Origin of the sequence: Microbacterium sp. NPDC077663 (genome assembly GCF_044542795.1) — a bacterium.
GTDB lineage: Bacteria > Actinomycetota > Actinomycetes > Actinomycetales > Microbacteriaceae > Microbacterium.
Map to the genome: position 1 here is coordinate 389837 of NZ_JBITVE010000002.1, position 22532 is coordinate 412368.

The following is a 22532-nucleotide window of genomic DNA, read 5'->3' on the forward strand; positions in this document are numbered from 1 at the left end:
CGGCATCCGATCTTCCTAACGTGGGACACGTGCCGCCGCCGGTGGCGCACCGATCACAGGAGGAACGGATGCTGCAGCTACGCGGGATCACCAAGAGCTACGGCTCGCGGCGGGTGCTCGACGACGTCGCGTTCGACGTCGCGCCCGGCCGCTTGACGGGGTTCGTCGGCGGGAACGGTGCCGGCAAGACCACCACGATGCGGATCATGCTCGGCGTGCTCGGCCGCGACAGCGGCGAGGTGACGCTGAACGGCTCCCCCGTCACGACCGCCGACCGCCGCCGCTTCGGGTACATGCCCGAGGAGCGCGGCCTGTACCCGAAGATGAAGGTGCTCGAGCACATCGTCTACCTCGCTCGACTGCACGGGTTCTCGAAGGCGGATGCCACGACCCGCGCGACGGCCCTGCTCGAGGAGCTCGGGCTCGGGGAGCGCCTGAACGACAACGTCGAGACCCTGTCGCTCGGCAACCAGCAGCGCGCGCAGATCGCGGCGGCTCTCGTGCACGACCCCGAGGTGCTGATCCTGGACGAGCCGTTCTCGGGCCTCGACCCGCTCGCGGTCGACGTCGTCGCCGACGTTTTGCAGGCCCGTGCCGCCCAGGGTGCGTCGGTGCTCTTCTCGTCGCATCAGCTCGACGTCGTCGAGCGTCTGTGCGACGACCTCGTCATCATCGCCGGCGGCACGATCCGGGCGGCCGGCACCCGCGACGGCCTGCGCGCCGAGCACGCGTCGCGTCGCTTCGAGCTCGTCTCGGCGACCGACGCCGGCTGGCTGCGCGACGAGCCGGGCGTCGAGGTCGTCGACTTCGACGGCGGGTACGCGGTGTTCGAGGCCGACTCGGAAGAGACCGTCCAGCGCGTCCTGCAGCGCGCGGTCGCCGCCGGCGCCGTCACCAGCTTCGCCCCCCGTCGCCCCACCCTCGCCCAGATCTTCACGGAGGTCATCCAGTGAACACGTCACCGTCCTTCGGCCAGAGCGTCTGGCTGGTCACCGAGCGCGAGATCGGTTCGAAGCTGCGCTCGAAGTCGTTCATCATCTCCACCGTCGTCATGTTCGTCATCGTGCTCGCGGCGGTCCTCTGGGCCGGTTTCACGGCGCAGAGCGACAACCGCACCCCGATCGCGGTGACCGCCGAGACGGCGTCCGTCATCGCCGACCCCGACGCCTTCGATGTGACCGATGCCGCGACCGCCGACGAGGCGCGCGACCTGGTCCGCGAGGGCACGGTCGATGCGGCCGTCATCCCGGGCGGCGCCGACCCGCTCGGCTACATCGTGGTGTTCGACGAGCAGGTGTCCAACGGCCTGCTCCAGCAGCTGAGCATCGCGCCCGAGGTGGAGATCCTCGAGCCGGCGAGCACCGACGGCTTCCTGCGATACATCATCGCGATCGCCTTCGGCGGTGTGTTCTTCGCCGCAGCCCTCACCTTCGGCACGACGATCGCCACGAGCGTCGTCGAGGAGAAGCAGACCCGCGTCGTCGAGCTGCTGATCTCGGCCATCCCGACCCGGGCCCTCCTGGCCGGCAAGGTGCTGGGCAACACCGTGCTCGCGATGGGACAGATCGTCGGCATCGCCGCGGTCGCGATCGTCGGCCTGACAGTGACGGATCAGGACTTCCTGATCGCGGGACTCGGCGGCCCGATCGCCTGGTTCGCCGTCTTCTTCCTGTTCGGGTTCGTGCTGCTCGCGGCGCTGTTCGCGGCGGCGGGGGCGATGGTCTCGCGCCAGGAGGACATCGGGCCGTCGATCACACCGCTGACCTACATCGTGATGGCGCCGTACTTCCTCGTCATCTTCTTCAACGACAACCCCGTCGTGCTGACGATCATGTCGTACGTGCCGTTCTCGGCCCCGGTCGGGATGCCGGTGCGCATCTTCGTCGGCGAGGCGCAGTGGTGGGAGCCGCTGCTGGCCCTCGTGGTCATGCTCGCCGCGTGCGTCGGAGCGATCCTGCTGGGCGCGAAGATCTACGAGAACTCGCTCCTGCGCATGGGCGCACGCGTCAAGCTGCGCGAGGCCCTCTCGCGCTGAGTCCGTCGCGCTGAGTCGCGGCATCCGCTGAACCGCTCCGTCCGCACCCGCGGCGGGGCGGTTCAGTTCTTTCCGGAGTTCCCCTTGCCGGGCTTGTCGGGCTTGTCCGGCTTCTCGGGCTTGTCCTGCTTGCCGGGCCCCTTGTCGTCTGCGGGTGTGTCGTCCGCGCCCGAGTCGTCGACGGTCGAGACCGTCGGGGTGGGGGTGGGGGCCGGCTCGGTCGGACTCACCTGCACGGTGCTCGCCGGCGTCGGTTCCGTCTGGGCGGGATCGGTCGTGCTCGACTGCTGACCGCCGATGAGGGACGCGGTCCAGATGCTGGCGCCGGCGATGAGCGCGACGGCCGCGACGGCCAGCCCGATGACGAGCGGACGCCGTGACCGTCGACGGGGCTCTTCCGCGGGGGATGCCGGCGACGCCGCCCCGAAGGCGACCGTCGCCGCGGTCGGATTGCGGCGCGTCGGCGCGTCGCCGTCCGCGCGGGCGGCCGCGGGCTCGAGCAGCGTCGGGGCGTCGTCCGCGACCGGCGTGCCGGCCCGGGTCGCGTCCGGGTCGGCGGCCGCCGCGATCGGGATGCCGGCGGCCACCGCCGCGCGCACCGGCGGCAGCGGCGGGGCGCCCTCGACCGGGGCCGTGCGCAGGCGCTCGGCCGCCTCGACGACCTGCAGCGCGGTCGGACGTTCCTGCGGGCGGGTGGCGGTCATCCGCGACAGGAGGGACGTCCATCCCGGACCGAGGGAATCGGGGACGGTCGGCGGCGTCGTCAGGCGCGCGAGCGCCGCACCCACACCGTCGGTGTGCGGGTAGGCACGTTCACCCGTCAACGCTTCGAGCAGCACGAGACCCAGGGCGTACACATCGGCGGGAGGAGCCGGATCGCCGCCCTGCACCTGCTCGGGGGCGAGGTAGGCGGCGGTGCCGATGATCGTGCCCGGGGTGGTCAGCCGCGCGCTGTCGATGAGCAGCGCGATACCGAAGTCGGCGAGCTTCGCACGGGCGCGGCCGCCCGGCAGATGCGGCGGGGCGAGCAGGACGTTCGACGGCTTCACATCCCGATGCACGACACCCGACGCATGCACCACGTGCAGCGCCTCACCGAGCTCCGCGGCGATCGCCGCGACCTCTGCAGGGGGCATCGGCCCCTGCTCGATGCGGCTGGTGAGCGTCGGCCCGTCGACGAACTCCATCACGAGGTACTCGGGCGAGCCGGTCAGATGCGCGTCGAAGAGCGTGACGAGGGAGGGGTGGTTCAGCGAGGCGAGCAGGGTCACTTCACTCCGCGCACGCTCCGGCGCGCCGGCCGTCCCATCGATGCCCGGCCGCAGCACCTTGACCGCGACGGTCCGGCCGAGTGCGGTGTCGTCGGCGCGGAACACACGCGCCATCCCGCCCTGACCGACCTGCGCGGTCAGGCGGTACCGCTCCGCCAGCGTGTCGCCGACGAGAGGCTCGGGTGCGTCCGTCATCGTCTCCTCCTCCGCACGGGTCGGCGGCATCCCCTCGACGCTACCTCCGGCATCCGCTCCGTGCAGGGTCTTGACCTGGCGGCTACGTCCGGTGGGCGGCGCGGCCCACGTGGCCGGCCAGCGCATCGGCGGCGCCGACGAGGGCGAGGTGCGAGAGCGCCTGCGGGGTGTTGCCGATGTGGCGGCCTGCGATGGGGTCGTACTCCTCCGACAGCAGGCCGACGTCGTTGGCGACGGCGCACAGGCGGTCCATGAGGCCCGTCGCGTCGTCGATGCGCCCGGTCGCCGCGTACTGCTCGACGAGCCAGAACGAGCAGGCGAGGAACGGGTGCTCGTCGCCCGGCAGACCGTCCGTCCCCGCAGTGGTCCGATATCGCATCACGAAGCCGTCGCGGAGGAGGTCGCGCTCGATCCGCGCGACGGTCGCGAGCATCCGCGGGTCGTCGGCCGCGCAGAACCCGACGAGGGGCAGCAGCAGCAGCGAGGCGTCGACCTCGTCGGTGGTGTCGTGCTGCGTGAAGTGGCCACCCGCAGCATCCACTCCGGTCCTGTCGATCTCTGCGCGGACGCGGTCGCGCAGCCGCTCCCAGGTGTCGGCGTCGCCGTCGAGACCCTGCTCGCGGACCGCGCGGACACCGCGGTCGAGGGCGGCCCACACCATGGCGCGGGAGTGGGTGAAGTGGTGCAGGTCTCCGCGCATCTCCCAGATGCCGTGATCGGGACGGTCCACCCACGCCACGACCTGGGCGAGCAGCGCCCGCTGCAACGACCACGACGACGGCGTCTCGGCGACCCCCGCCAGGCGTGCCGCCTCGAGAGCGACGAGCACCTCGCCGATCACATCCCCCTGGTACTGGTCCACCGCGCCGTTGCCGATGCGCACCGGGGCCGAGCCCGCGTACCCGGGCAGGCTCGTCAGCTCGCGCTCGGGCAGGTCGCGCTCGCCGCCGAGGCCGTACATGATCTGCACGTCGGCGGGGTCCCCGGCCACCGCGCGCAGCAGCCACCCCCGCCACCGCTCGGCCGCGCGGGTGTACCCGTGGGCGAGGTACGCCTCGAGGGTCAGAGCGGCGTCGCGCAGCCATACGAAGCGGTAGTCCCAGTTGCGGGACCCGCCGGGGTCCTCGGGGAGCGAGGTCGTCGCGGCAGCGACGATGCCGCCGGTGTCGGGATGCGTCAGGGCACGGAGGACGAGCATCGAGCGCATCACGTGCTCCGCCCAGCGGCCGTGCCCCTCGACGCCGGACGCCCAGTCGGTCCACCACCCGCGAGTGCGGGCGAGGGCGGCATCCACGTCGCGCGCGACCGGATGCGGCTGGTACGACCGGTCCCACGCGAGCACCGAGTCGACCGTCGCGCCCGCTGCGACCGTGAACGACCCGCGGTGCGTCGTGCCGTCGGGGCGCAGCCGCGGTCCGCGGACGACGACGGCGTCGGGGCCGGCGATCGCGAGGAGCACCGCGGCGGCATCGTCGTCACCGATCTGACGCACCCACGGCAGGGCCCGCGCGTAGTCGAAGCGCAGGCGCAGTTCGCTCTCGAAGGCGACGGTCCCCTCGACCCCCACGACGCGGCGCACCACGGCGTCGGCGTCGATGGGCAGGAACTCGATCACGTCGGCGACGCCCGCCGCCGTCCTCCAGGTGGTCACGAGCACGAACGTGTCGCCGTCGTAGCGCCGGGTCGCGGTCGCGTCGGGGTCCGCGGGGCGCAGGCTCCACCGGCCGTGCTCCTCGTCGCCGAGCAGCGCACCGAAGATCGACGCCGCGTCGTAGCGAGGCAAACAGAGCCAGTCGATGCTCCCGGCATCCGACACCAGGGCCGCCGTCCGACAGTTGCTGAGCAGGGCGTAAGACTCGATCGGCGCAGGCATCGTCGTCATTGTCGCCCCGCGGTCCTGCTGGGGCAAGGGATAGCCCCTGCCTCGGACCCGCACACGCGTCGCGACTAGGGTGACGCGCATGACGGCCGACACGACCCTGCTCATCCTCGGCGCCTCGGGCGACCTCACGTCGCGCCTGCTCCTGCCTGCGCTCGGGCAGCTGCTCGCGCGCGAACCCGACCGCAGCGTGCGCCTCGCGGGCGCGGGCGTCGAGGAGTGGACCGACGAAGCGTGGCGCGACACCGTCCGCACGGCGTTCGCGACGACCGATTCCGAGTCCGCGTTCGACGGCCTCTCCGACACGACCTATACGCAGGCGGACATCACCGACCCGGCGCAGCTGCAGAAGCTGCTGGATGCCGCCGAGGGCCGCCCCGCGCTCTACTTCGCCGTCCCGCCCGCGATCGCCGCGAAAGCCTGCGAAGCGCTGCGGTCGGCCACGATCCCCGAGGGGACGATCCTCGCGCTCGAGAAGCCCTTCGGGTCGGATGCCGCCAGCGCCGAACACCTCAACGCGACGCTCGCCGATCTCGTACCCGAGCGGCAGGTGTTCCGCGTCGACCACTTCCTCGGCCGGTCGACCGTCCTCAATCTGCTCGGCGTGCGCTTCGCGAACCGACTCATCGAACCGGCGTGGTCGGCCGACCACATCGCCTCGATCCTCGTGCAGTTCGACGAGCCGCTGGGGCTCGAGGGCCGCGCCGGCTACTACGACAAGGCCGGCGCGCTCACCGACATGATCCAGAGCCACCTGCTGCAGGTGATGGCGTTCGTGACGATGGAGCCGCCGGCATCCCTCGACGAACGCGACCTCCGCGACGCCACGGGGGCGGCACTGCGCGCGACGGCGGTGTGGGGCGACGACCCCGTCGCCTCGTCGCGACGCGCGCGGTACACCGCGGGTTCCGTCGACGGTCGCGAGTTCCCGTCCTACGTCGACGAACCAGGAGTCGACCCGGCGCGCGAGACCGAGACCCTCGCCGAGATGACGGTCGAGGTGCGCAACGCCCGCTGGCAGGGGGTGCCGATCACGCTGCGCTCGGGCAAGGCCCTCGGGCACGCCGAGGCGAAGGTCGAGGTGCGCTTCCACCCCGTGCGGCACCTGCCCCGCGGGTTCACCGGCGACCCCGGTCCGACGGTGCTGTGCTTCTCGCTCGGTCCCGACTCGATCTCGCTCGAACTCAACGTGAACGGCGAAGCCGACCCCCTCGAGCTCGAGCGCGCGACGCTCGAAGCCCGCCTCGGCGAGGGTGCGCTCAAGGCGTACGCCGAGGTGCTCTCGGGCATCCTCGACGGCGACGCGATGCTCTCGGTGCGCGGCGACGCGGCCGTCGACTGCTGGCACATCGTGCAGCCCGTGATCGACGCGTGGCGGGATGGCCGCGTGCCGCTCGACGAGTACACCGCCGGCACGTCCGGACCGGAGGACTGGCCGACCTCCTGACTCCGGCGACGCCGACCCGTGCGAGCAGTGGTGGAATGGAAGGATGCCGAATCGCACCGCCACTACCGACGCCCCCATCCTCGACGTGCTCACCGAGCGCTGGAGCACGCGCATCTTCGATGCGTCCGCGCCGATCGACGAGCAGGCGCTGCAGTCCGCCCTCGAGGCGGCACGGTGGTCGCCGTCGGCGTCGAACACCCAGCCCTGGCGGTTCATCGTGACCCGGCGGGGATCGGCATCCCACACCGCCGTCGTCGACAGCCTCATGGGATTCAACCGCTCGTGGGCGGCGGACGCCGCGGCGCTCGTCGTGTTCGTCGCCACCACGGAGCAGGACGGCAAGGCGCTGCGCTGGGCCGCATACGACGTCGGGCAGGCCGCCGCGCACTTCACCGTGCAGGCGCACGCGGACGGTCTCGGCACGCACCAGATGGGCGGGTTCCACGCCGACCGCATCGCGGCGGCGTTCGACCTGAGCGATCAGCAGCGCGCGATGACCGTCATGGCCGTCGGGGCGCTCGGCGACCCCGACGCGGCGCCGGACGAACTCCGCGCCCGCGAGAACGCCCCCCGTGAGCGTCGCCCGATCGCCGAGTCGCTCCTCGTCGACGACTGATCCGGCGCGGCGACGACCGTTTCGGCCCGCACCGCGTCGTTTTGTTGTTGAGTGATCCCGATGGACGACGACGAGGCCGCCGAGCTCACCCGACTGCGCGAGCGCGCGTACGGGCGCACCCCCGACATCGCGGATGACGCCGCCGCGCTCGCCCGCCTGCGCGAACTCGAGGATCGCGCCCTTCGACGCGAGAGCGCAGAGCCGTTCCCCGGTGACGCGGCGCCCGCCGACGAACCGGCTGTCGAGGATCCCCCGGTCGGACAGACGCCGACGCCCGTCGCTGCGCCTCGCCGCGCACCGCGCTGGCTCGTCGCGCTCGGAGCGGTGGTCGCGGCCGCCGTGCTCGTCGCCGCGACCGTCGCGATCACGCAGGCGGTCCCCGACGAGACGACACGCTACTCCGGTGCCGAGCGGGCCACGACGCTCTCCGTCATCGACGGTGGGGGCGCCCAGGCGAACGCCTCTGCCGGGCGCCGCTATGTGGACTTCCGCGGGTACTCCGTGTTCGCCTTCACGGCCACGAGCCCCGACCGGCCGAACGCCGAGTGCCTGAGCATCGTGAGTCCGCAGGAGGCGGCCGACGATTCCCTCTCCACGTGCGGCGCCGCCCCGTTCCCGGTCTCCGTGACGACGGTGGTCAGCGAACAGAGCCCCGATGCCGCGCGCGCCTCGTATCGACTCGGCACCGTCCTGAACTTCACCCTCACGAGCGCCGGCGTCGAAGTCTGGGTCTCCGAGCGCTGACCGCCGGCCGGCGCTTCTCCGCCGGCGATCGGCGCCGGTTGGCCCTCGGCATCCGTCCGCCGGTTACGGTGAGGCATGACCACCCGCATCCTGTCGATCGGCACCGCCGTGCCCGAAGCCCGTCTGCGACAGGACCAGGTGCGTGACCTGTTCGCGGCGCAGCCCGGCGCCGATCGGCTGACCCGACGGCTGATCGGGGCCGCGTTCGACGCGTCGGCGATCGAGACGCGCCACACGGTGCTCGGCGACCTGGCCGCCGCGGCGGCGGCGACGTCCGCGCCGGAGGGCGACGAGCGGATGCCGACGGTCACCGACACCGGCGCCCTGCTGGCGCCGTCCACCGGTGCCCGCAACGACGCCTACATCCGGCTCGCGCCGCCGCTGTTCGCAGAGGCCGCCCGGACGGCGCTCGCTGCGGCATCCGTCGACGCCTCGGAGGTGACCCACGTGGTCACCGTCTCGTGCACGGGCATGTTCGCGCCCGGGCCCGACTATCGGCTCGTGCGCGACCTCGATCTGCCGACGACGGTCGCACGAGCCCACCTCGGGTTCATGGGGTGCGCGGCGGCGGTTCCGGCACTGCGCACGGCGGCGCAGACGTGCGCAGCCGATCCCACGGCGGTCGTGCTGGTCGTCTGCGCCGAGCTGTGCTCGCTGCACGTCCGGTCGCCCGCCGACCACGATGAGATCGTCGCCGCCTCGGTGTTCGCCGACGGTGCGGCGGCCGCCGTCGTGAGCGCGGACCCGTCGCGGGCGGGCGGCAGCTCGTTCGAGCTCGACGGCTTCGCGACGGTGCTGACCGACGAGGGCGAGAAGGACATGGCCTGGACGATCGGCGACACCGGGTTCGAGATGGTGCTGTCGGCCGAGGTGCCGCGCATCATCGGACGCGAGATCCGCGCCGCGGTCGAATCTTTCCTGGGCGACGAGGGCGTCGACACGTGGGCGGTGCACCCCGGCGGGCGGAGCGTGCTCGACCGCGTCGAGACGGGACTCGGGCTGTCGGCCGATGCGCTCGCCGTCTCGCGCGACGTGCTGCGCGACTACGGCAACATGTCGAGCGCGACGATCCTGTTCATCCTCGGCGCGCTGCTCAGGTCTGGTCTCGACGACGGGGATCGGGTGGCGACGCTCGCCTTCGGCCCGGGCCTCACGCTCGAGGCCGCCCGGCTCACCTTCCGGCGGGGGCGGGCGTGAACCTCGGCGTGCGCGACACCGCGCTGCGCGAGCTGATGGACGATCCCGACTGCGATCCGGCGCTGCTCGCCGCGACCCTGCGGCGGTTCGACCTCGTGAACCGCGCGATCGGCGGATGGGGCCGGGTGTGGCGGCGCGGCATCCGTCCCCGGCTGCAGCGGCTCGGGCGTCCCGCCCGGGTGCTCGACGTCGGCAGCGGAGGCGGCGATGTGGTCGCCCGGCTCGCCGGGTGGGCGGAGCGGGACGGGCTCGACGTGCAGTGGCTCGGGATCGATCCCGACCCGCGTGCGCTCGAGGTGGCGCGGCAGCGCGAGAGCGCGCGGGTGTCCTTCGCCGCGACGGATGCCGCCGGTCTCCGCGCCGCCGGCGAGCGGTTCGACCTCGTGCTGTCGAACCACGTGCTGCACCATCTGAGCGCGGACGAGCTCGCCGATTTCGCGTCGGACACGCGCGCGCTCGCGACGGGCACCGTCCTTCACGCCGACATCGCGCGCAGCACGCTGGCATATGCGTTGTACGGCATAGGGGTCACGAGCGTCGAGCGCGGCACGTTCCTGCGAACGGACGGCCTGCGCTCGATCCGGCGCAGCTACCGCGCCGATGAGCTCGCCTCGGCGCTGGGGGCGCCGTGGCGCGTGGCGTCACCGGCGCCGTTCCGCCTGCTCGCCGTGGCGGACGGCGATGGCTGAGGTCCTCATCGTGGGGGCGGGCCCGGTGGGCACGCTGCTGGCCGCGGAACTGACGCGCTTCGGGGTGGAGGTCGAGGTCGTCGAACGGCGCGCGACCGCGGGCGGCGGCTCCCGCGCGATCGGACTGCACGCCCCGGTGCTCGCCGCACTCGAGGCGGGCGGCGCGACCGAGCGGATTCTGAGCTCGGCGGTCCGCGTGCGGCGCGGTGAGGCCCGCAGCGACGGGCGCACGATCGGGGTGGTCGACTTCGCGCGGCTGGATGTGCGGCATCCGTATGTCGCGACACTCGCTCAGGCGCAGACCGAGCAGGCGCTGCGGGGGGGAGGTCCGGAGCCGGAGCGGGGTGTGACCGTCACCGGACTTCACGCAGAAGCGGGTGGCGTGCGGGTCGAGACCGACCGGGGAGGGCGCCGCGCGCCGATCGTCGTCCTCGCCGGAGGCGTCGGCGCCCGGGATCTCGTCTACCGCCCGGCGGCACTGCGGCGGACCGTATACGCCGATCGGTATTTGATGACGGATGCCGCCGTGCCGCCGCGCGAGGACGCCGAGACCGCCGTCGTGCACCTGGCTCCCGGCGGAGTGCTCGAGTCGTTCCCGCTCCCGGGCGGGCGGCGGCGGTTCGTCGCGTGGGACGCGGGCGGGAGTGTCGAGACGCGGACGGCTCGGCTCTTGCAGGCGTTGCGCGAGCGCGGCGAAGCCGAGGCGGCCGAGGCGGTGGACGACGCGACCGAGTTCGGAGTGAAGCGAGTGCTGACACGCGCGATGCGTCGCGATCGGCTGTTCGTGATCGGGGACGCCGGGCACGAGATCAGCCCGATCGGCGGGCAGGGCATGAACCTCGGGTTGCTGGACGCCGCGACGCTCGCGCCCCTGCTGGCCGCCTGGATCCGGCTCGGATCGGCGCCGGATGCCGACCTCGCCGAATGGGAGCGCGATCGGCTGCGTTCCGCGCGTACCGCCGGTCGCCTGGCGGCCGTGAACATGGCCCTGGGTCGTCCCGTGTCCGGTGCGGTGCACGCCGCGCGCTCGCGGGTGCTCGGGTCGGTGCTCGCCGCGACCGGCGCGCTCGTGCCGCACGCCTACGCGATGGGACTCGACCGCTCCGCGCGCTGACCCGTGCTCACCACGCTCCGGGGACGCAAACCGCCGCCTCAGTCGTCGCCACCCGACAGATCGCGCCCCTGGAACCGCGCGCCCGTCCCCCTTCCCGCGCTCCGGGGACGCAAGCTGCCGCTCTCGCAACCGCCACCCGACACGTCGCACCCCCGGAATCGCGGCGCGCCGCGCGCGGGTCAGGACAGGGCGGATGCCGCGACGAGCTGGATCGCGAGGACGAGCGCTGCGGTCATCACGAGCCGGAACCCGGCGCGGTCGGCTCCGCGGCGCCGCATGCGGATCACGACGGCGGCGGCGAGGAGCGTCACGACCAGGGCGAACGGGATCATCGCGGCGACCGGCGCGCCGTCGGCGAGGCTGCCGAACAGGACCGCGACCGCCGCGACGACGGTGGCCGCGACCGCGAGAAGGACGGATGCCGCGGCCCCGATCCGATGCGGCAGCCCCCGCACCCCGGTCCGGCGGTCGTCGTCGAGGTCCGGGAGGACGTTGGTGAGGTGGACGGCAGCGCCGAGGACGGCGCCCGCGAGGGTCGCCCACACCGCCGCCGGCTGCGGATCGGATGCCGAGAGGGTGGCGAGCGACGGGAAGATCCCGAAGCTGACGAGGAACGGGACCAGCGACGCGGGTGTCGCCTTCAGGCCGGCGTTGTAGCTCCACGCCGAGACGAGCGCGACGACGTGCGCCAGCAGCATCCCCCCTCCCAGGACGGCGGAGAGCGTGACGGCCACGGCCAGCGAGACGAAGGCCGCGACCCACGCCGTGCGCAGGCGGGTGTCGCCGCGGACGAGCGGCTTGTCCGACCGACCGACCGTCGCATCGCGGAAGAGATCGATCGCATCGTTCGACAGGCCGACCGAGACCTGCCCCGCGAACACCGCGAGGACGAGGACGAGGAGGCGCCACGGCTCGAGCCCCGCCGCGAGACCGAGGGCGAGGGCGAGGGCGGTGACCACGAGCGAGGGACCCGGGTGGGTGGCACCCCACAGGGCGCGCGCGGTTCGCATGCTCGATCCTTTCACGCCCGGGCTATGCGCCGGCTGCGGCGGGCCCGCCGTCAGTCCTCGAGGATGCGCTGGAACAGCCGGTGGTCCTGCCAGCGCCCCGCGATCTTCAGGTATCGCGGCGCGACACCGATCTCGGTGAACCCGCACCGCCGCAGCACCGCCTGCGACGGGGCGTTGTGCAGCAGCGTCCCGGCCTGCACGCGGTGCAGGCCCCACTCGTCGGCCGCGATCCGCACCACGGCATCCACCGCCGCCGCCATCACCCCTCGACCGGCGAAGTCCTGGTCGATCCAGTAGCCGAGGGTGGCGCTCTGGAACACGCCCCGCACGATTCCCGACAGGTTCACCCGCCCGACGACGCGCTCCCTCGCCACCAGCACGAAGGGCGCCGCGACCCCGGCAGCACGGTCGCGCAGCACCGCCTCGAGCTCGGCACGCTGACCGGTCTCGCTGAAGAATGACTCCGCCCTCACGGGTTCCCACGGCGCCAGGCGCTCGCGGTTCCGGCGGTAGGCGTCCGCGAGAGCCGCGGCATCCGTCACCACCGGCTCGCGCAGCTGGACCCCCGCACCGAGCGAGGTCACCCGTCGAGCAGCTCCGCCTCGATCACGTCGTCGTCCGTGGGATCCGCCGGTGACGGCCCGCTGCTCGTCAGCACGAGCTGCGACCCGTCGACCGCGACGTCCACACGCACGATGTCACCGTCGTGCACGCCGCCCGACAGCAGCGCCATCGCGAGGCGGTCCTGGATCTCGGACTGGATCAGACGCCGCAGCGGTCGCGCACCGAACAGCGGGTCGTACCCCCGCTCGGCGAGCCACGCCCGCGCATCCGGCGTCACGGCGAGCGTCAGCCGACGAGCACGCAGCCGGCGCTGCAGCGCATCGACGGTGAGCTCGACGATCTGCGCGAGATCCGACTCGCTCAGCGGCGAGAACATCACGACGTCGTCGAGGCGGTTGAGGAACTCGGGGCGGAAGACCTGCCGCACCATCGTCATCACCTGGTCGCGCTTGGTCTCGTCGGTGAGCGTCGGATCGATCAGCACCGGCGAACCGATGTTGCTCGTCAGCACGAGGATCGTGTTCGTGAAGTCCACCGTGCGGCCCTGGCCGTCGGTCAACCGCCCGTCATCGAGCACCTGCAGCAGCACGTCGAACACCTCGGGGTGCGCCTTCTCGACCTCGTCGAGCAGCACCACCGAGTACGGCCGGCGTCGGACGGCCTCGGTCAGCTGGCCGCCCTGCTCGTACCCGACGTACCCCGGAGGGGCACCGACCAGCCGCGCGACGGCGTGCTTCTCGCCGTACTCGCTCATGTCGATGCGCACCATCGCGCGCTCGTCGTCGAACAGGAACTCCGCCAGCGCTTTGGCGAGCTCGGTCTTGCCGACACCGGTCGGTCCGAGGAACAGGAACGAGCCGGTCGGCCGGTTCGGATCGCTGATACCTGCGCGGGAACGGCGCACCGCATCCGACACCGTCTTCACGGCCGCCTTCTGCCCGATCAGACGCTTGCCGAGCTCCGACTCCAGGTGCACGAGTCGAGCGCTCTCGCTCTGCAGCAGCTTTCCGACTGGGATGCCGGTCCACGCCGCGATGACCTCCGCGATGTCCTCCTCGGTCACCCGGTCGCCCACCATCCGCTCGGCACCGTCTCCGACGGCGCCCTCGGCCTTCTCCGCCTCGGCCAGCTTCCGCTCGAGCGCGGGGATCTCGGCGTACAGCAGCCGCGACGCCCGCTCGAGGTCGCCCTCGCGCTGCGCGCGCTCGGCTTCGACCCGCAGGGCGTCGAGACGCGTCTTGAAGTCACCGACGGCGTTGAGCGAGGCGCGCTCGCGCTCCCACCGGGCCTGCAGGTCGTCGAGCTCCTGCTGCACCTTCACGAGCTGGTCGCGCAGCGCCGCGAGGCGCTCCTTCGAGGCGTCGTCCTTCTCCTTCTTCAGCGCGAGTTCCTCGAGCTTCAGCCGGTCGGCGTGCCGCCGCAGCTCGTCGATCTCGAGCGGCGCGGAGTCGATCTCCATGCGCAGCCGCGAGGCGGCCTCGTCGATCAGGTCGATCGCCTTGTCGGGCAGCTGCCGCGCCGGGATGTACCGGTTCGACAGCGCCGCCGCCGCCACGAGCGCGCCGTCCGAGATCGCGACCTTGTGGTGCGCCTCGTAGCGCTCCTTGAGTCCACGGAGGATCGCGATCGTGTCCTCGACACTCGGCTCGCCGACGTACACCTGCTGGAAGCGCCGCTCCAAGGCGGCATCCTTCTCGATGAACTCGCGGTACTCGTCGAGCGTGGTCGCGCCGATCAGGCGCAGCTCGCCGCGCGCGAGCATGGGCTTCAGCATGTTGGATGCCGCGACCGACCCCTCGCCGCCGCCGGCACCCATGAGGGTGTGCAGCTCGTCGATGAACGTGATCACGCGCCCCTCGGACTCGGTGATCTCCTTGAGCACGCTCTTCAGGCGCTCCTCGAATTGCCCCCGGTACATGGCCCCGGCCACGAGCGCGGAGATGTCGAGGGCGATGAGCTCCTTGCCCTTGAGCGACTCGGCGACGTCGCCGGCCACGATGCGCTGCGCGAGACCTTCCACCACCGCGGTCTTGCCGACGCCCGGCTCGCCGATGAGCACGGGGTTGTTCTTCGTGCGCCGTGTGAGCACCTGGCTGACCCGGCGGATCTCGCCGTCCCGACCGATGACGGGGTCGAGCTTGCCCTGACGGGCGCGGTCGGTGAGGTTGATGCCGAACTGTTCGAGGGCGCTGCCCTGCTCACCCTGCCCGGAGGCCGGTTGTGCGTTCATCATCTGCTCCTGAGGGTTGATGCAAACTTGAGCCTGACGGACTCAAGTTTATCACGAGACCATCTCGCCGGCGCAGGCGAACCGGGAGCGGTATGCCGTCGGCGTGGTCCCGAGCACGCGCGCGAAGTTCTGCCGCAGCACCGCCGCCGACCCGAACCCGCACTCGTAGGCGATGGCGTCCAGCCCCAGCTCGGTCTGCTCCAGCAGCCGCTGCGCGTGCAGGATCCGCTGCCTCCCCAACCACGCGCCCGGAGTCGTGCCGTAGTCCGCCTTGAACCGGCGCGCGAACGTCCGCGGCGACATGTGCGCCTTGGCCGCCAACTGGTCGACCGACAGGTCGAGTCGCAGGTTCTCGAGCATCCAATCGGTCACCGGGGTCAGCGACAGCGACGCCGACACGGGCAACGGCGTCGCGATGAACTGCGCCTGACCGCCGTCGCGCTGCGGCGGCACGACCATCCGCCGCGCGATCGTGTTCGCCGCCTCCGCCCCGAGCTCGAGGCGCAGAAGGTGCAGGCACGCGTCGAGCCCGGCGGCGGTCCCGGCGCTCGTGATGATGCGATCCGACTGGACGTAGAGCACGTTCGGGTCGACCTCGATGTCGGGGTACATGCGCGCCATCGTCTCGGCGTATCGCCAGTGCGTCGTCGCGCGCCGTCCCGAGAGCACGCCGGATGCCGCCACCGCGAACGCCCCGCTGCACACCGTCAGCACCCACGCGCCGCGATCCACCGCGCGTCGGATGACATCGAGCACGCGCTCGTCGACGTTCGCCCACGCCTCCCGCGGAATCGGGGTCACGACCACGACGTCCGCCTCGTGGGCGAAGGCCAGGTCCTCGTCGATGTTGATCGAGAACGCCAGGTTGCTCGGCACGGCGCCGGGCTCGGGCGTCACGATCCGGAAGTCGAAGTTCGGGATGCCGTCGTCGCTGCGGTCGAGCCCGAACGCCTCGCAGGCGAGCCCGAACTCGAAAGGCGCGAACCCGGGTTGGACGATGCAGGCGACGGTGCGGATCACGACAGACCTCCGAAACAGGCGTTGGCAGAAATCCTGCGAACAGTGTCGCGACTGACACTCGTGGCAGGATGCCGCCAAGCATAGCGTTTCTGCCATGATCTCCGCACTCCTCCTCGTCGCCCTTCTGCTCATCGTCGTCGCCGCCGTGATCGGCGCGATCCGTCTCGTCGCCACGGACGGCTACCGGCCGCAGCCCACCCGGCCGCGGACGCCCCGACTCCCCTAGACTCGGGGCCTCGCGAGAGGATCCCCATGAGCACCCCCGTCCCGCCATCGCAGCCGCCGTACCCGCAGCAACCGACGTATCCGCAGCAGCCCTACGGTGCGGCAGCGTCGGCGTCCGGTCGCGGCCTCGCCGTCGCCGCCGTCATCGTCGGCGCCGTGCCGATCCTGCTCGGCGGCCTGTGGCCCGCGATCTCGATCCAGCTCTACACCTCGTCGAACTACACCTTCGCCGGTGTCGTCAACGCCGCCTTCGCGCTGTTCACCTGCCTCGTCGCGGCCGTAGCGCTCGTCCTCGGCATCCTCGCCGCCCGACGCCACGTCGGCGGCCGCCTTCTGGGCGGCATCGCGATCGGCTTGGCAGCCGCGCAAATCGTCGGCACCGTGCTGAGCTTCGCGTCGTCGACGATCGGCTCCGCACTCTACTGACCCGGCGGCCCCATCTGATCAGCGCCTGACGAGGTCCCGCGCCGCGGCGAGCAGGATCTCGGCCGACCGACCCCAGTCGAAGGTGCGGATGTGGGCGGTTCCCGCCTCGACGAGCCGCTCGCGCACCCCGGGCTCGTCGAGCGAACGGACGGCCCGCGCCACCGCCTCGGGGTCGAGCGGGTCGACGTACAGCGCGCCGTCGCCGGCCACTTCGCGGAAGATCTCCATGTCGGTCACGACGGCGGGCACGCCGAGCTCCAGCGCTTCGGCCACCGGCAGCCCGTAGCCCTCGTCGAGGCTCGTCGTGACGAGAACGGCGTCGTCGGCGAGGAGCGCCGCGTAGGCGGCATCCGTCACCCCGTCGTGGAAGACGACCGACGCGCCGCCGGCGAGCGCGGTGAGTTCCGCGCGACGCTCCGAGGTGATGCGCGAGAGGAGGTGCAGGGTGTGCTCGGGCAGCTGACGCATCGCCGCCACGAGGGTCTCGACGTTCTTGTACGGCATGAACGACCCCATGTAGACGAGGTTGCGTACCGCACCCGCGCCCACCGTCGCACCCTCGGGCAGGAGCGCGGCGAGCCGCTGCGGTGCGTTCGGGATCACCACGACCGGCCGCTTCGTCAGGCGCACGCGCGCGAACTGTCGCGCGCTCGTCTCACTGACGGTCGCGACGAGGTCGGCGGCGTTGAGCGTCCACCGCTGCGGCCAGTACGACAGGTGGAACAGCCGCCATCCCGCCCGGACGTACCAGGGCAGCGCCCGCGGGGGTGTGCGGTGCCGGTAGTAGATCGTGTCGTGAAGGGTGAGTATCAGGCGGAACCGCCGCCCCGCCGACCCGATCGTCTGCATCGGCGAGAACACCACGTCGGGGCGGTGCCGGTTCAGCAGCAGTGAAGTGAAGGGTTCCTTGGCCGAGGTGGGCGAGTGGATCGTGAGCGTGATCGCACCGCCCGGCAGGAACGCGCGCTGTCGGTCGTCGTGGATGAGGAAGGTGACCTCGGTGCGATGGGCGGATGCGGCATCCGACACCGCCTGCGCGAGTTCCGCCGAGTACCGGCTGATGCCGTCGTGGAAGTCCGTGCGGATGTATCGCGCGTCGAAGAACAGCCGCATGTCAGGCGTCGAGGGGTTCGCCGCGGTACAGCTTCTCGAACGTGTCGAGGGTGCGCTCGATGTCGTGGATGGCGACACCGTCGAGCGACGCCTGCTGCATGCGCGCGTACTCGGCCTGGTCTGCGGTGAGGACGGTGCGGATCTTCGCGGCCAGCTCGTCGACGTTGCCGGGCTCGAAGAGATAGCCGTTCTCGCCGTCGTGAACGAGGTGCGGCAGGGCGACCGCATTCGCGGCGATGACGGGCAGGCCCGAGGCCATGGCCTCCATCGTCGCGATCGACTGCAGCTCGGCGACCGAGGCGATGACGAAGACGTCGGCGCGGGTGTACGCCGCGCGCAGCTCCTCCTCCGAGACCCGACCGCGGAAGGTGACCCGGTCCTCCAGGCCGAGACGCTGCGTGACCTGACCCAGGTTCTTGCGCTGGTCGCCGCCGCCGATGATCTCGAACTCGATGTCGAGGTCGGGCAGTTTCGCGATCGCCTCGAGCGTGACCTCGACGTGCTTCTCGGTCGTGAGGCGCCCGACGAACAGCACGCGCCGGCGCGTTTCGCGCGGCTCGAGGTTCGGGGTGTAGTTGCTCCCCCGGATGCCGCAGCTGATCGGGATGACGTTCTGGATGTCGATCGTGTTCTCGAGGAACTCCGCCGCCCTGCGCGTGGGCGTCGTGACCGCGCGCGACATCTTGAATGTGCGCTCCGCGTCGGCCCACGCGATCTTGAGGAAGATGTCATAGAGGAACTTCGGCAGCAGCGTGAAGTCGAGGATGTTGTCGGCCATGATGTGGTTCGTCGCCACGACCGGGATGCCGCGCTGATTCGCGATGCGTGTCAGCGCACGACCGATGACGATGTGCGACTGGCTGTGCACGACGTCGACGTCGACCGTGTCAAGGATCTGCCGCGCGTAGTGCTTGCCGCGCCACGGCAGCACGAAGCGCAGCCAGTCGTGGGGCCGGTAGCGCCATCCGGGCAGACGGTGGACGGTGAGCGGCTGCCCCTCGATGTCCTCGGTGAACACGCCGTGGTTGCGGTGACCGACGCTCGGCGTCACGACGTGCACGTGGTGACCGCGCTCGGCGAGTCCGGCCGCGAGGCGCTCGGTGAAGCGCGCGCCGCCGTTCACGTCGGGCGCGAACGTGTCGGCCGCGATCGCGATGGTGAGAGGTCCGCGCTCGGAAGCGGAATCGTCCGGGGGCGTCATGGTCACGAGGTACGGGCCAATCTGTGCGTCGGTGGTGGGACTGTTCCTTCCCACCGGTGGGGCGCAGGGATGCGGGGGCGCCGGGCCTCGATTCTAGCCCGGGACCGGGGAGTCACTTGCTGGGAGCGCGGCGCGCCCGGCCCCGGATCAGCGCAGACCGACGCGTACCGAGAGCGGGTGGTGGTCCGATCCGAGGGGCCCGATCCACTTGCCGTTCGCCGTCTTGCCGGCGTTCGCCCACCGGAACACGACCGACCGCGAGGGCCGCACGAGCACCTTGTCGATGTGGTCGCCCCACGTGACGCTGACGAACGGGGTGAGCGACATGGTCGGGTTCGCGGTGTTGTAGTGCTGCAGGCTGAGCACGCGCGCCTGGTCGTACGCGTCGTGCCATCCGCGCTGCTCGAGCACCGCCATGGTCTTGTCGCCCGTCCGGGACTTGTGCGTGTTGAAGTCGCCCATGACGATGACCGGTGCCTTCGTCCAGTCGGTGAGCGACCGGTGGGTCTTGTTGAGCTTTGTCAGCGTCGCCGAGATCGCGTCCGCGAGCTTGCCGGCCTCGTACTCGCGCTGACGGACGAGGGATGCCGAGGTGCCGACCACGAGGTGCGTGTCCACGACGAGCAGGTAGGCACTCGAACTGTGCCGGACCGCGGCCCACGACATCCCCTTGCCGGCGGGCGCGTAGGTCGACGGGAAGACGGCCGCGCCGGAGGTCGCACCACCGGACTTCGCTGCGACGGGCGCGAACCGGCCGTTCCGGATGAGGATGTCGTTCTGTCCGTTGTAGGCGAAGCGGTAGCCCGAGGGCGCGGCGGTGTACTTCGACGCCTCCTGCAGTCCGACGATGTCGGGCGCGAGCTCCGCGATCCTCCTGTCGATGACGGTCTTGCGCGACGAGAAGCCCGAGCAGACGTTGGAGCAGACGTTCCAGCTCACCGCGTGGTAGCTCGGCCACGTCGACGGCAGGGTCGCCTGTGCCGTGATCGTCTCGTGCGCGACCGGGGACGAGCGCGGGCCCATCCCGGCAGACGACACTCCGCGGACCTGGATGAAGTAGGCGACGCCCGGCTTCAGTCCCGTGACCGTCGCCTTCGAGGTCGTGACCTTCTGGTTCACGGGATGCTCGGGCCGGGTGACCTGCGCGTGGCTCGTCCCGGCGTAGACGTAGTAGCTCGTCGCTCCCGGGATGTCGGCCCAGTCGACGGTCAGCGACGTCGTCGAGGCACCGACGTAGTTCACCAGACCGGGCTTGGCGGGCACCGCAGCCGCGGCGGATGCCGGGGAGACGGGGAGGACGAGGGCGAGCGCGATCGCGACGATCACTGCGACGGCGCTGCGAGCGTGGGGGACGCGCAGCATAGGCGGATGATAGCAACCTACGCTTGTCGGCATGACGCGAATCTCTGCCCAGGCGGACCCCGCGCGATGGGTCCCGATCACCGGGTCCTTCGGGTTCCGCGGACGACGCGCCCGCAAGAAGGCGATCGGGATGCTGCTCGCCCAGGCGAATGCCGCCTTCGGGCGTGAGCAGCCCGGCAGCAAGGTGGCGGCCTGGGCGATGAGCCAGGCGATCCCGGCGCTCATGCGTCGGGCGGACGGACGTCTGCTGGCGTGGGTGTGGAAGGACGACCCCGAGCTGCTGGTGGCGATGGCGCAGGTGCAGGAGCTCACGCCGCAACTGCGCACGATGCGCGCGAGCATGCCGATCGAGTACGACGACACCGTCACGTTCACCGGCTCGACTCTCGGCGTCGGCGAGAAGCTCGAGATGCCGCTGCCGCCGAACCCCCGGCAGACGCCGTTCGCGTCCTACACCTGGGACACCGGCACGCACCTGGTCACGCTCACCGCGGTCATCTCCGACCGCGAGCGCTTCGGCACCGTCATCCCCGCCGTCGACGCCCTCGCCCGCTCCCTGCGCCTGGTCGACGACCTCACCGTCGGCGAGGGCCCCGGCACCCTGCGCATCGATCCCGCCTGACCCCCGGCATCCGCTCGCCCGCTCGCCGAGCCGTCTCAGATGGTCACCTTCCACGCCGCTGGGCAACCATGTGCGACGGTTCGGGACGCCAGCCGCGCTCGATGAGCGCGCAGCGGACGCGGTCGAGGGCGTGCCGGCGCGCGATGCCCCGGTGAGAGCGGTTCACGCGGATGACGCGCCATCCTGCGGCCGCGAGGTCGTCGAGTCGATCGACGTCGCGGGCGTACTGACGGTCGTCGAGTCGATGCTGTTGGCCGTCGTACTCGAGAAGCACCTTCGTCGGCGCGTGCACCAGATCGCCGTACGCGAGGAAACGACCGCGCGCATCGCGGATCTCCGCGTTCACCTCGGACCGCGGGAGCCCGGCTTCACGCGCGTCCAGCCGGAGGAGAGTCTCGGCAACGGAGTCCGTGCGCGGTTCAGTCAGCTCGAGCGCTCGACGCAGCCGACGGATGCCGCGGCGACCCGCTCGATCGGCGACCTCATCGGACAGCTGGTCGAGGGTGAGTATCTGCTGGTGGCGGCGCAGGAGCGCGTCCGCTGCGATGACCAGTTCTCGGTCGTCGAGAAGGGATGCTGCCTGGCACCACGCGACCGCCGGGTCGGCCACCGGCACTCCGTGAGCGGAGCGCACCCGCGCGACCGTCAGCTCGTGGCCTCGGACACCGTCCCCGCGCGCCCGGACCGCGGGCGGGGTCACATCGAGCGCACGACGCAGCCGGACCGGAGCCCAACCGCCGACGAGGAGCAGCGCAGTGGCGTGCGAGAAGTGCTCGTTCTCGCGCAGCTTGGGCGCGTAGGCGAGAGCGAGCGCGCGGACATCGTCGGGTGGGTGACGAGTGCGCACGCCGTAGAAGGGGGCAGCCAGCGCCGGGTTGCGGAGTCGTTGTCGAGTGAGGCCGGCCTCGAGGCCCTGCGCGACCGTGAAGCGCTCAGGCAGACCCCGGGACGACGGACTCGACATGGGAGCAGGGTCTCCCGCTCACGCGGCATCCGGTCGCCCATCTCACCACCTGGGGAGCCTCCGCTTCTTCCCCCGCCCGGGGAGGAACCTCGACCCGTCGCAGATGGTCACCGCCAGCGCGAACCAGCGACCATCTGCGACGGCTCGACGCAGCCCCAGGCGTCAGTCGTCAGAGGGGGACGGATGCGGGCGCCACAGGACGACATCGGTCGCGCGGCGCACGCGGGTGCCCTGGCGGAGGGTCACGACCGAGCCGGTCGCGCCCGCCGCGAAGACCCGGGCCCCGCGGCGGGCGGCGACCTCGTCGCGCAGGCGCGCCTGCAGACCCGAGACCTCGCGGCGCAGCATCCGCACCTCGTTCTCGAGCTCGATGATGCGCGAGATCGCCGGCAGGCTCACGCCGTCGGCCGACATCTGGGCAACCTCGCGCAGCTGCGCGACGTGCCGGAGGGAGTACCGGCGCGACCCGCCTCGGGTGCGCGCCGGTACCACGAGTCCCAGCCGGTCGTACTGGCGCAGCGTCTGCGGGTGCATGCCGGCGAGTTCCGCAGCCACCGCGATCGCGAGGATCGGCGCTTCTTCGTCGACCTGCTCGTTCGCCATGCCTC

22 protein-coding genes are annotated in these 22532 nt (G+C 71.8%); 11 read left to right on the top strand and 11 right to left on the bottom strand.

Translation table 11 applies throughout. The annotated features are described in order from the left end of the window. Positions 1 to 68 precede the first annotated feature (68 nt). Together ACIGEP_RS09355 and ACIGEP_RS09360 are read left to right on the top strand one after the other, a co-directional pair. Positions 69 to 953 carry an ABC transporter ATP-binding protein gene (locus ACIGEP_RS09355; RefSeq protein ID WP_396661349.1) on the top strand — a complete coding sequence of 295 codons (885 nt, stop codon included), beginning with the start codon at positions 69 to 71 and terminating at the stop codon, positions 951 to 953. Continuing rightward, positions 950 to 2035, top strand: a complete 1086-nt coding sequence (locus ACIGEP_RS09360) for an ABC transporter permease (RefSeq protein WP_396661350.1) — start codon at positions 950 to 952, stop codon at positions 2033 to 2035. Before ACIGEP_RS09355 ends, ACIGEP_RS09360 begins: the two co-directional genes overlap by 4 nt. A 62-nt stretch (positions 2036 to 2097) precedes the next feature. Here the strand turns inward: ACIGEP_RS09360 and ACIGEP_RS09365 are convergent, their stop codons facing one another. After that, positions 2098 to 3627 (bottom strand): serine/threonine-protein kinase, encoded by a 1530-nt coding sequence (locus ACIGEP_RS09365; protein WP_396661351.1) that lies wholly within the window; start codon positions 3625 to 3627, stop codon positions 2098 to 2100. Continuing rightward, positions 3584 to 5383: a glycoside hydrolase family 15 protein gene (locus tag ACIGEP_RS09370; protein ID WP_396661352.1), complete on the bottom strand. Its 1800-nt coding sequence runs from the start codon at positions 5381 to 5383 to the stop codon at positions 3584 to 3586. Before ACIGEP_RS09370 ends, ACIGEP_RS09365 begins: the two co-directional genes overlap by 44 nt. Positions 5384 to 5462: 79 nt before the next feature. Between ACIGEP_RS09370 and ACIGEP_RS09375 the strand changes: the two genes are divergently transcribed. From ACIGEP_RS09375 to ACIGEP_RS09400, 6 genes are all read left to right on the top strand, one after another. After that, positions 5463 to 6827 carry a glucose-6-phosphate dehydrogenase gene (locus ACIGEP_RS09375; RefSeq protein WP_396661353.1) on the top strand — a complete coding sequence of 455 codons (1365 nt, stop codon included), beginning with the start codon at positions 5463 to 5465 and terminating at the stop codon, positions 6825 to 6827. 43 nt (positions 6828 to 6870) lie between these two features. Then, a complete protein-coding gene (locus tag ACIGEP_RS09380) occupies positions 6871 to 7443 on the top strand; it encodes a nitroreductase family protein (RefSeq protein WP_396661354.1) in 573 nt (190 codons plus the stop codon). Between the two features lie 60 nt (positions 7444 to 7503). Continuing rightward, positions 7504 to 8187 (top strand): hypothetical protein, encoded by a 684-nt coding sequence (locus ACIGEP_RS09385; protein ID WP_396661355.1) that lies wholly within the window; start codon positions 7504 to 7506, stop codon positions 8185 to 8187. Positions 8188 to 8262: 75 nt separating this feature from the next. Beyond that, on the top strand, positions 8263 to 9384 hold the full coding sequence (locus ACIGEP_RS09390; protein ID WP_396661356.1) for a type III polyketide synthase: 1122 nt from the start codon (positions 8263 to 8265) through the stop codon (positions 9382 to 9384). Next, on the top strand, positions 9381 to 10073 hold the full coding sequence (locus ACIGEP_RS09395; protein ID WP_396661357.1) for a methyltransferase domain-containing protein: 693 nt from the start codon (positions 9381 to 9383) through the stop codon (positions 10071 to 10073). The genes ACIGEP_RS09390 and ACIGEP_RS09395 overlap by 4 nt, the downstream gene beginning before the upstream one ends. Continuing rightward, positions 10066 to 11187, top strand: a complete 1122-nt coding sequence (locus tag ACIGEP_RS09400; RefSeq protein ID WP_396661358.1) for an FAD-dependent oxidoreductase — start codon at positions 10066 to 10068, stop codon at positions 11185 to 11187. Before ACIGEP_RS09395 ends, ACIGEP_RS09400 begins: the two co-directional genes overlap by 8 nt. Positions 11188 to 11366: 179 nt before the next feature. Here ACIGEP_RS09400 and ACIGEP_RS09405 read toward each other — a convergent pair whose 3' ends face one another. Genes ACIGEP_RS09405 through ACIGEP_RS09420 form a run of 4 tightly spaced genes read right to left on the bottom strand, consistent with a single transcriptional unit; the run spans position 11367 to position 16008 of the window. Next, positions 11367 to 12197 (bottom strand): UbiA family prenyltransferase, encoded by an 831-nt coding sequence (locus tag ACIGEP_RS09405; RefSeq protein WP_396661359.1) that lies wholly within the window; start codon positions 12195 to 12197, stop codon positions 11367 to 11369. A gap of 50 nt (positions 12198 to 12247) precedes the next feature. Next, positions 12248 to 12781 carry a GNAT family N-acetyltransferase gene (locus ACIGEP_RS09410; protein WP_396661360.1) on the bottom strand — a complete coding sequence of 178 codons (534 nt, stop codon included), beginning with the start codon at positions 12779 to 12781 and terminating at the stop codon, positions 12248 to 12250. Continuing rightward, the gene (locus tag ACIGEP_RS09415; protein ID WP_396661361.1) at positions 12778 to 14994 is read right to left on the bottom strand and encodes an ATP-dependent Clp protease ATP-binding subunit; all 2217 of its coding nucleotides are present in this window, start codon (positions 14992 to 14994) and stop codon (positions 12778 to 12780) included. Before ACIGEP_RS09415 ends, ACIGEP_RS09410 begins: the two co-directional genes overlap by 4 nt. A gap of 48 nt (positions 14995 to 15042) precedes the next feature. Further along, positions 15043 to 16008: a GlxA family transcriptional regulator gene (locus ACIGEP_RS09420; RefSeq protein ID WP_396661976.1), complete on the bottom strand. Its 966-nt coding sequence runs from the start codon at positions 16006 to 16008 to the stop codon at positions 15043 to 15045. Between the two features lie 97 nt (positions 16009 to 16105). Here ACIGEP_RS09420 and ACIGEP_RS09425 point away from each other — a divergent pair, with 97 nt between their 5' ends. Both ACIGEP_RS09425 and ACIGEP_RS09430 read left to right on the top strand, forming a co-directional pair. After that, complete coding sequence (locus tag ACIGEP_RS09425; protein WP_396661362.1) at positions 16106 to 16237, top strand: hypothetical protein; 132 nt, start codon at positions 16106 to 16108, stop codon at positions 16235 to 16237. Between the two features lie 26 nt (positions 16238 to 16263). Further along, positions 16264 to 16662: a hypothetical protein gene (locus ACIGEP_RS09430; protein WP_396661363.1), complete on the top strand. Its 399-nt coding sequence runs from the start codon at positions 16264 to 16266 to the stop codon at positions 16660 to 16662. 18 nt (positions 16663 to 16680) lie between these two features. On the opposite strand, the gene ACIGEP_RS09435 is transcribed toward ACIGEP_RS09430, so the two are convergent. From ACIGEP_RS09435 to ACIGEP_RS09445, 3 genes are all read right to left on the bottom strand, one after another. Further along, a complete protein-coding gene (locus ACIGEP_RS09435) occupies positions 16681 to 17775 on the bottom strand; it encodes a glycosyltransferase family 4 protein (protein ID WP_396661364.1) in 1095 nt (364 codons plus the stop codon). A 1-nt stretch (position 17776) separates the two neighbouring features. Continuing rightward, positions 17777 to 18976, bottom strand: coding sequence for a glycosyltransferase (locus tag ACIGEP_RS09440; RefSeq protein WP_396661365.1), 1200 nt, complete (start codon positions 18974 to 18976; stop codon positions 17777 to 17779). Between the two features lie 147 nt (positions 18977 to 19123). Then, positions 19124 to 20338, bottom strand: a complete 1215-nt coding sequence (locus ACIGEP_RS09445; RefSeq protein ID WP_396661366.1) for an endonuclease/exonuclease/phosphatase family protein — start codon at positions 20336 to 20338, stop codon at positions 19124 to 19126. Between the two features lie 31 nt (positions 20339 to 20369). On the opposite strand from ACIGEP_RS09445, the gene ACIGEP_RS09450 reads away from it, so the two are divergent. Continuing rightward, positions 20370 to 20960, top strand: coding sequence for a hypothetical protein (locus ACIGEP_RS09450; protein ID WP_396661367.1), 591 nt, complete (start codon positions 20370 to 20372; stop codon positions 20958 to 20960). Between the two features lie 43 nt (positions 20961 to 21003). Here the strand turns inward: ACIGEP_RS09450 and ACIGEP_RS09455 are convergent, their stop codons facing one another. Then, positions 21004 to 21924, bottom strand: coding sequence for a hypothetical protein (locus tag ACIGEP_RS09455; RefSeq protein WP_396661368.1), 921 nt, complete (start codon positions 21922 to 21924; stop codon positions 21004 to 21006). Between the two features lie 162 nt (positions 21925 to 22086). Next, positions 22087 to 22527 (bottom strand): heat shock protein transcriptional repressor HspR, encoded by a 441-nt coding sequence (locus tag ACIGEP_RS09460; protein ID WP_064002620.1) that lies wholly within the window; start codon positions 22525 to 22527, stop codon positions 22087 to 22089. Between the last annotated feature and the right edge of the window lie 5 nt (positions 22528 to 22532).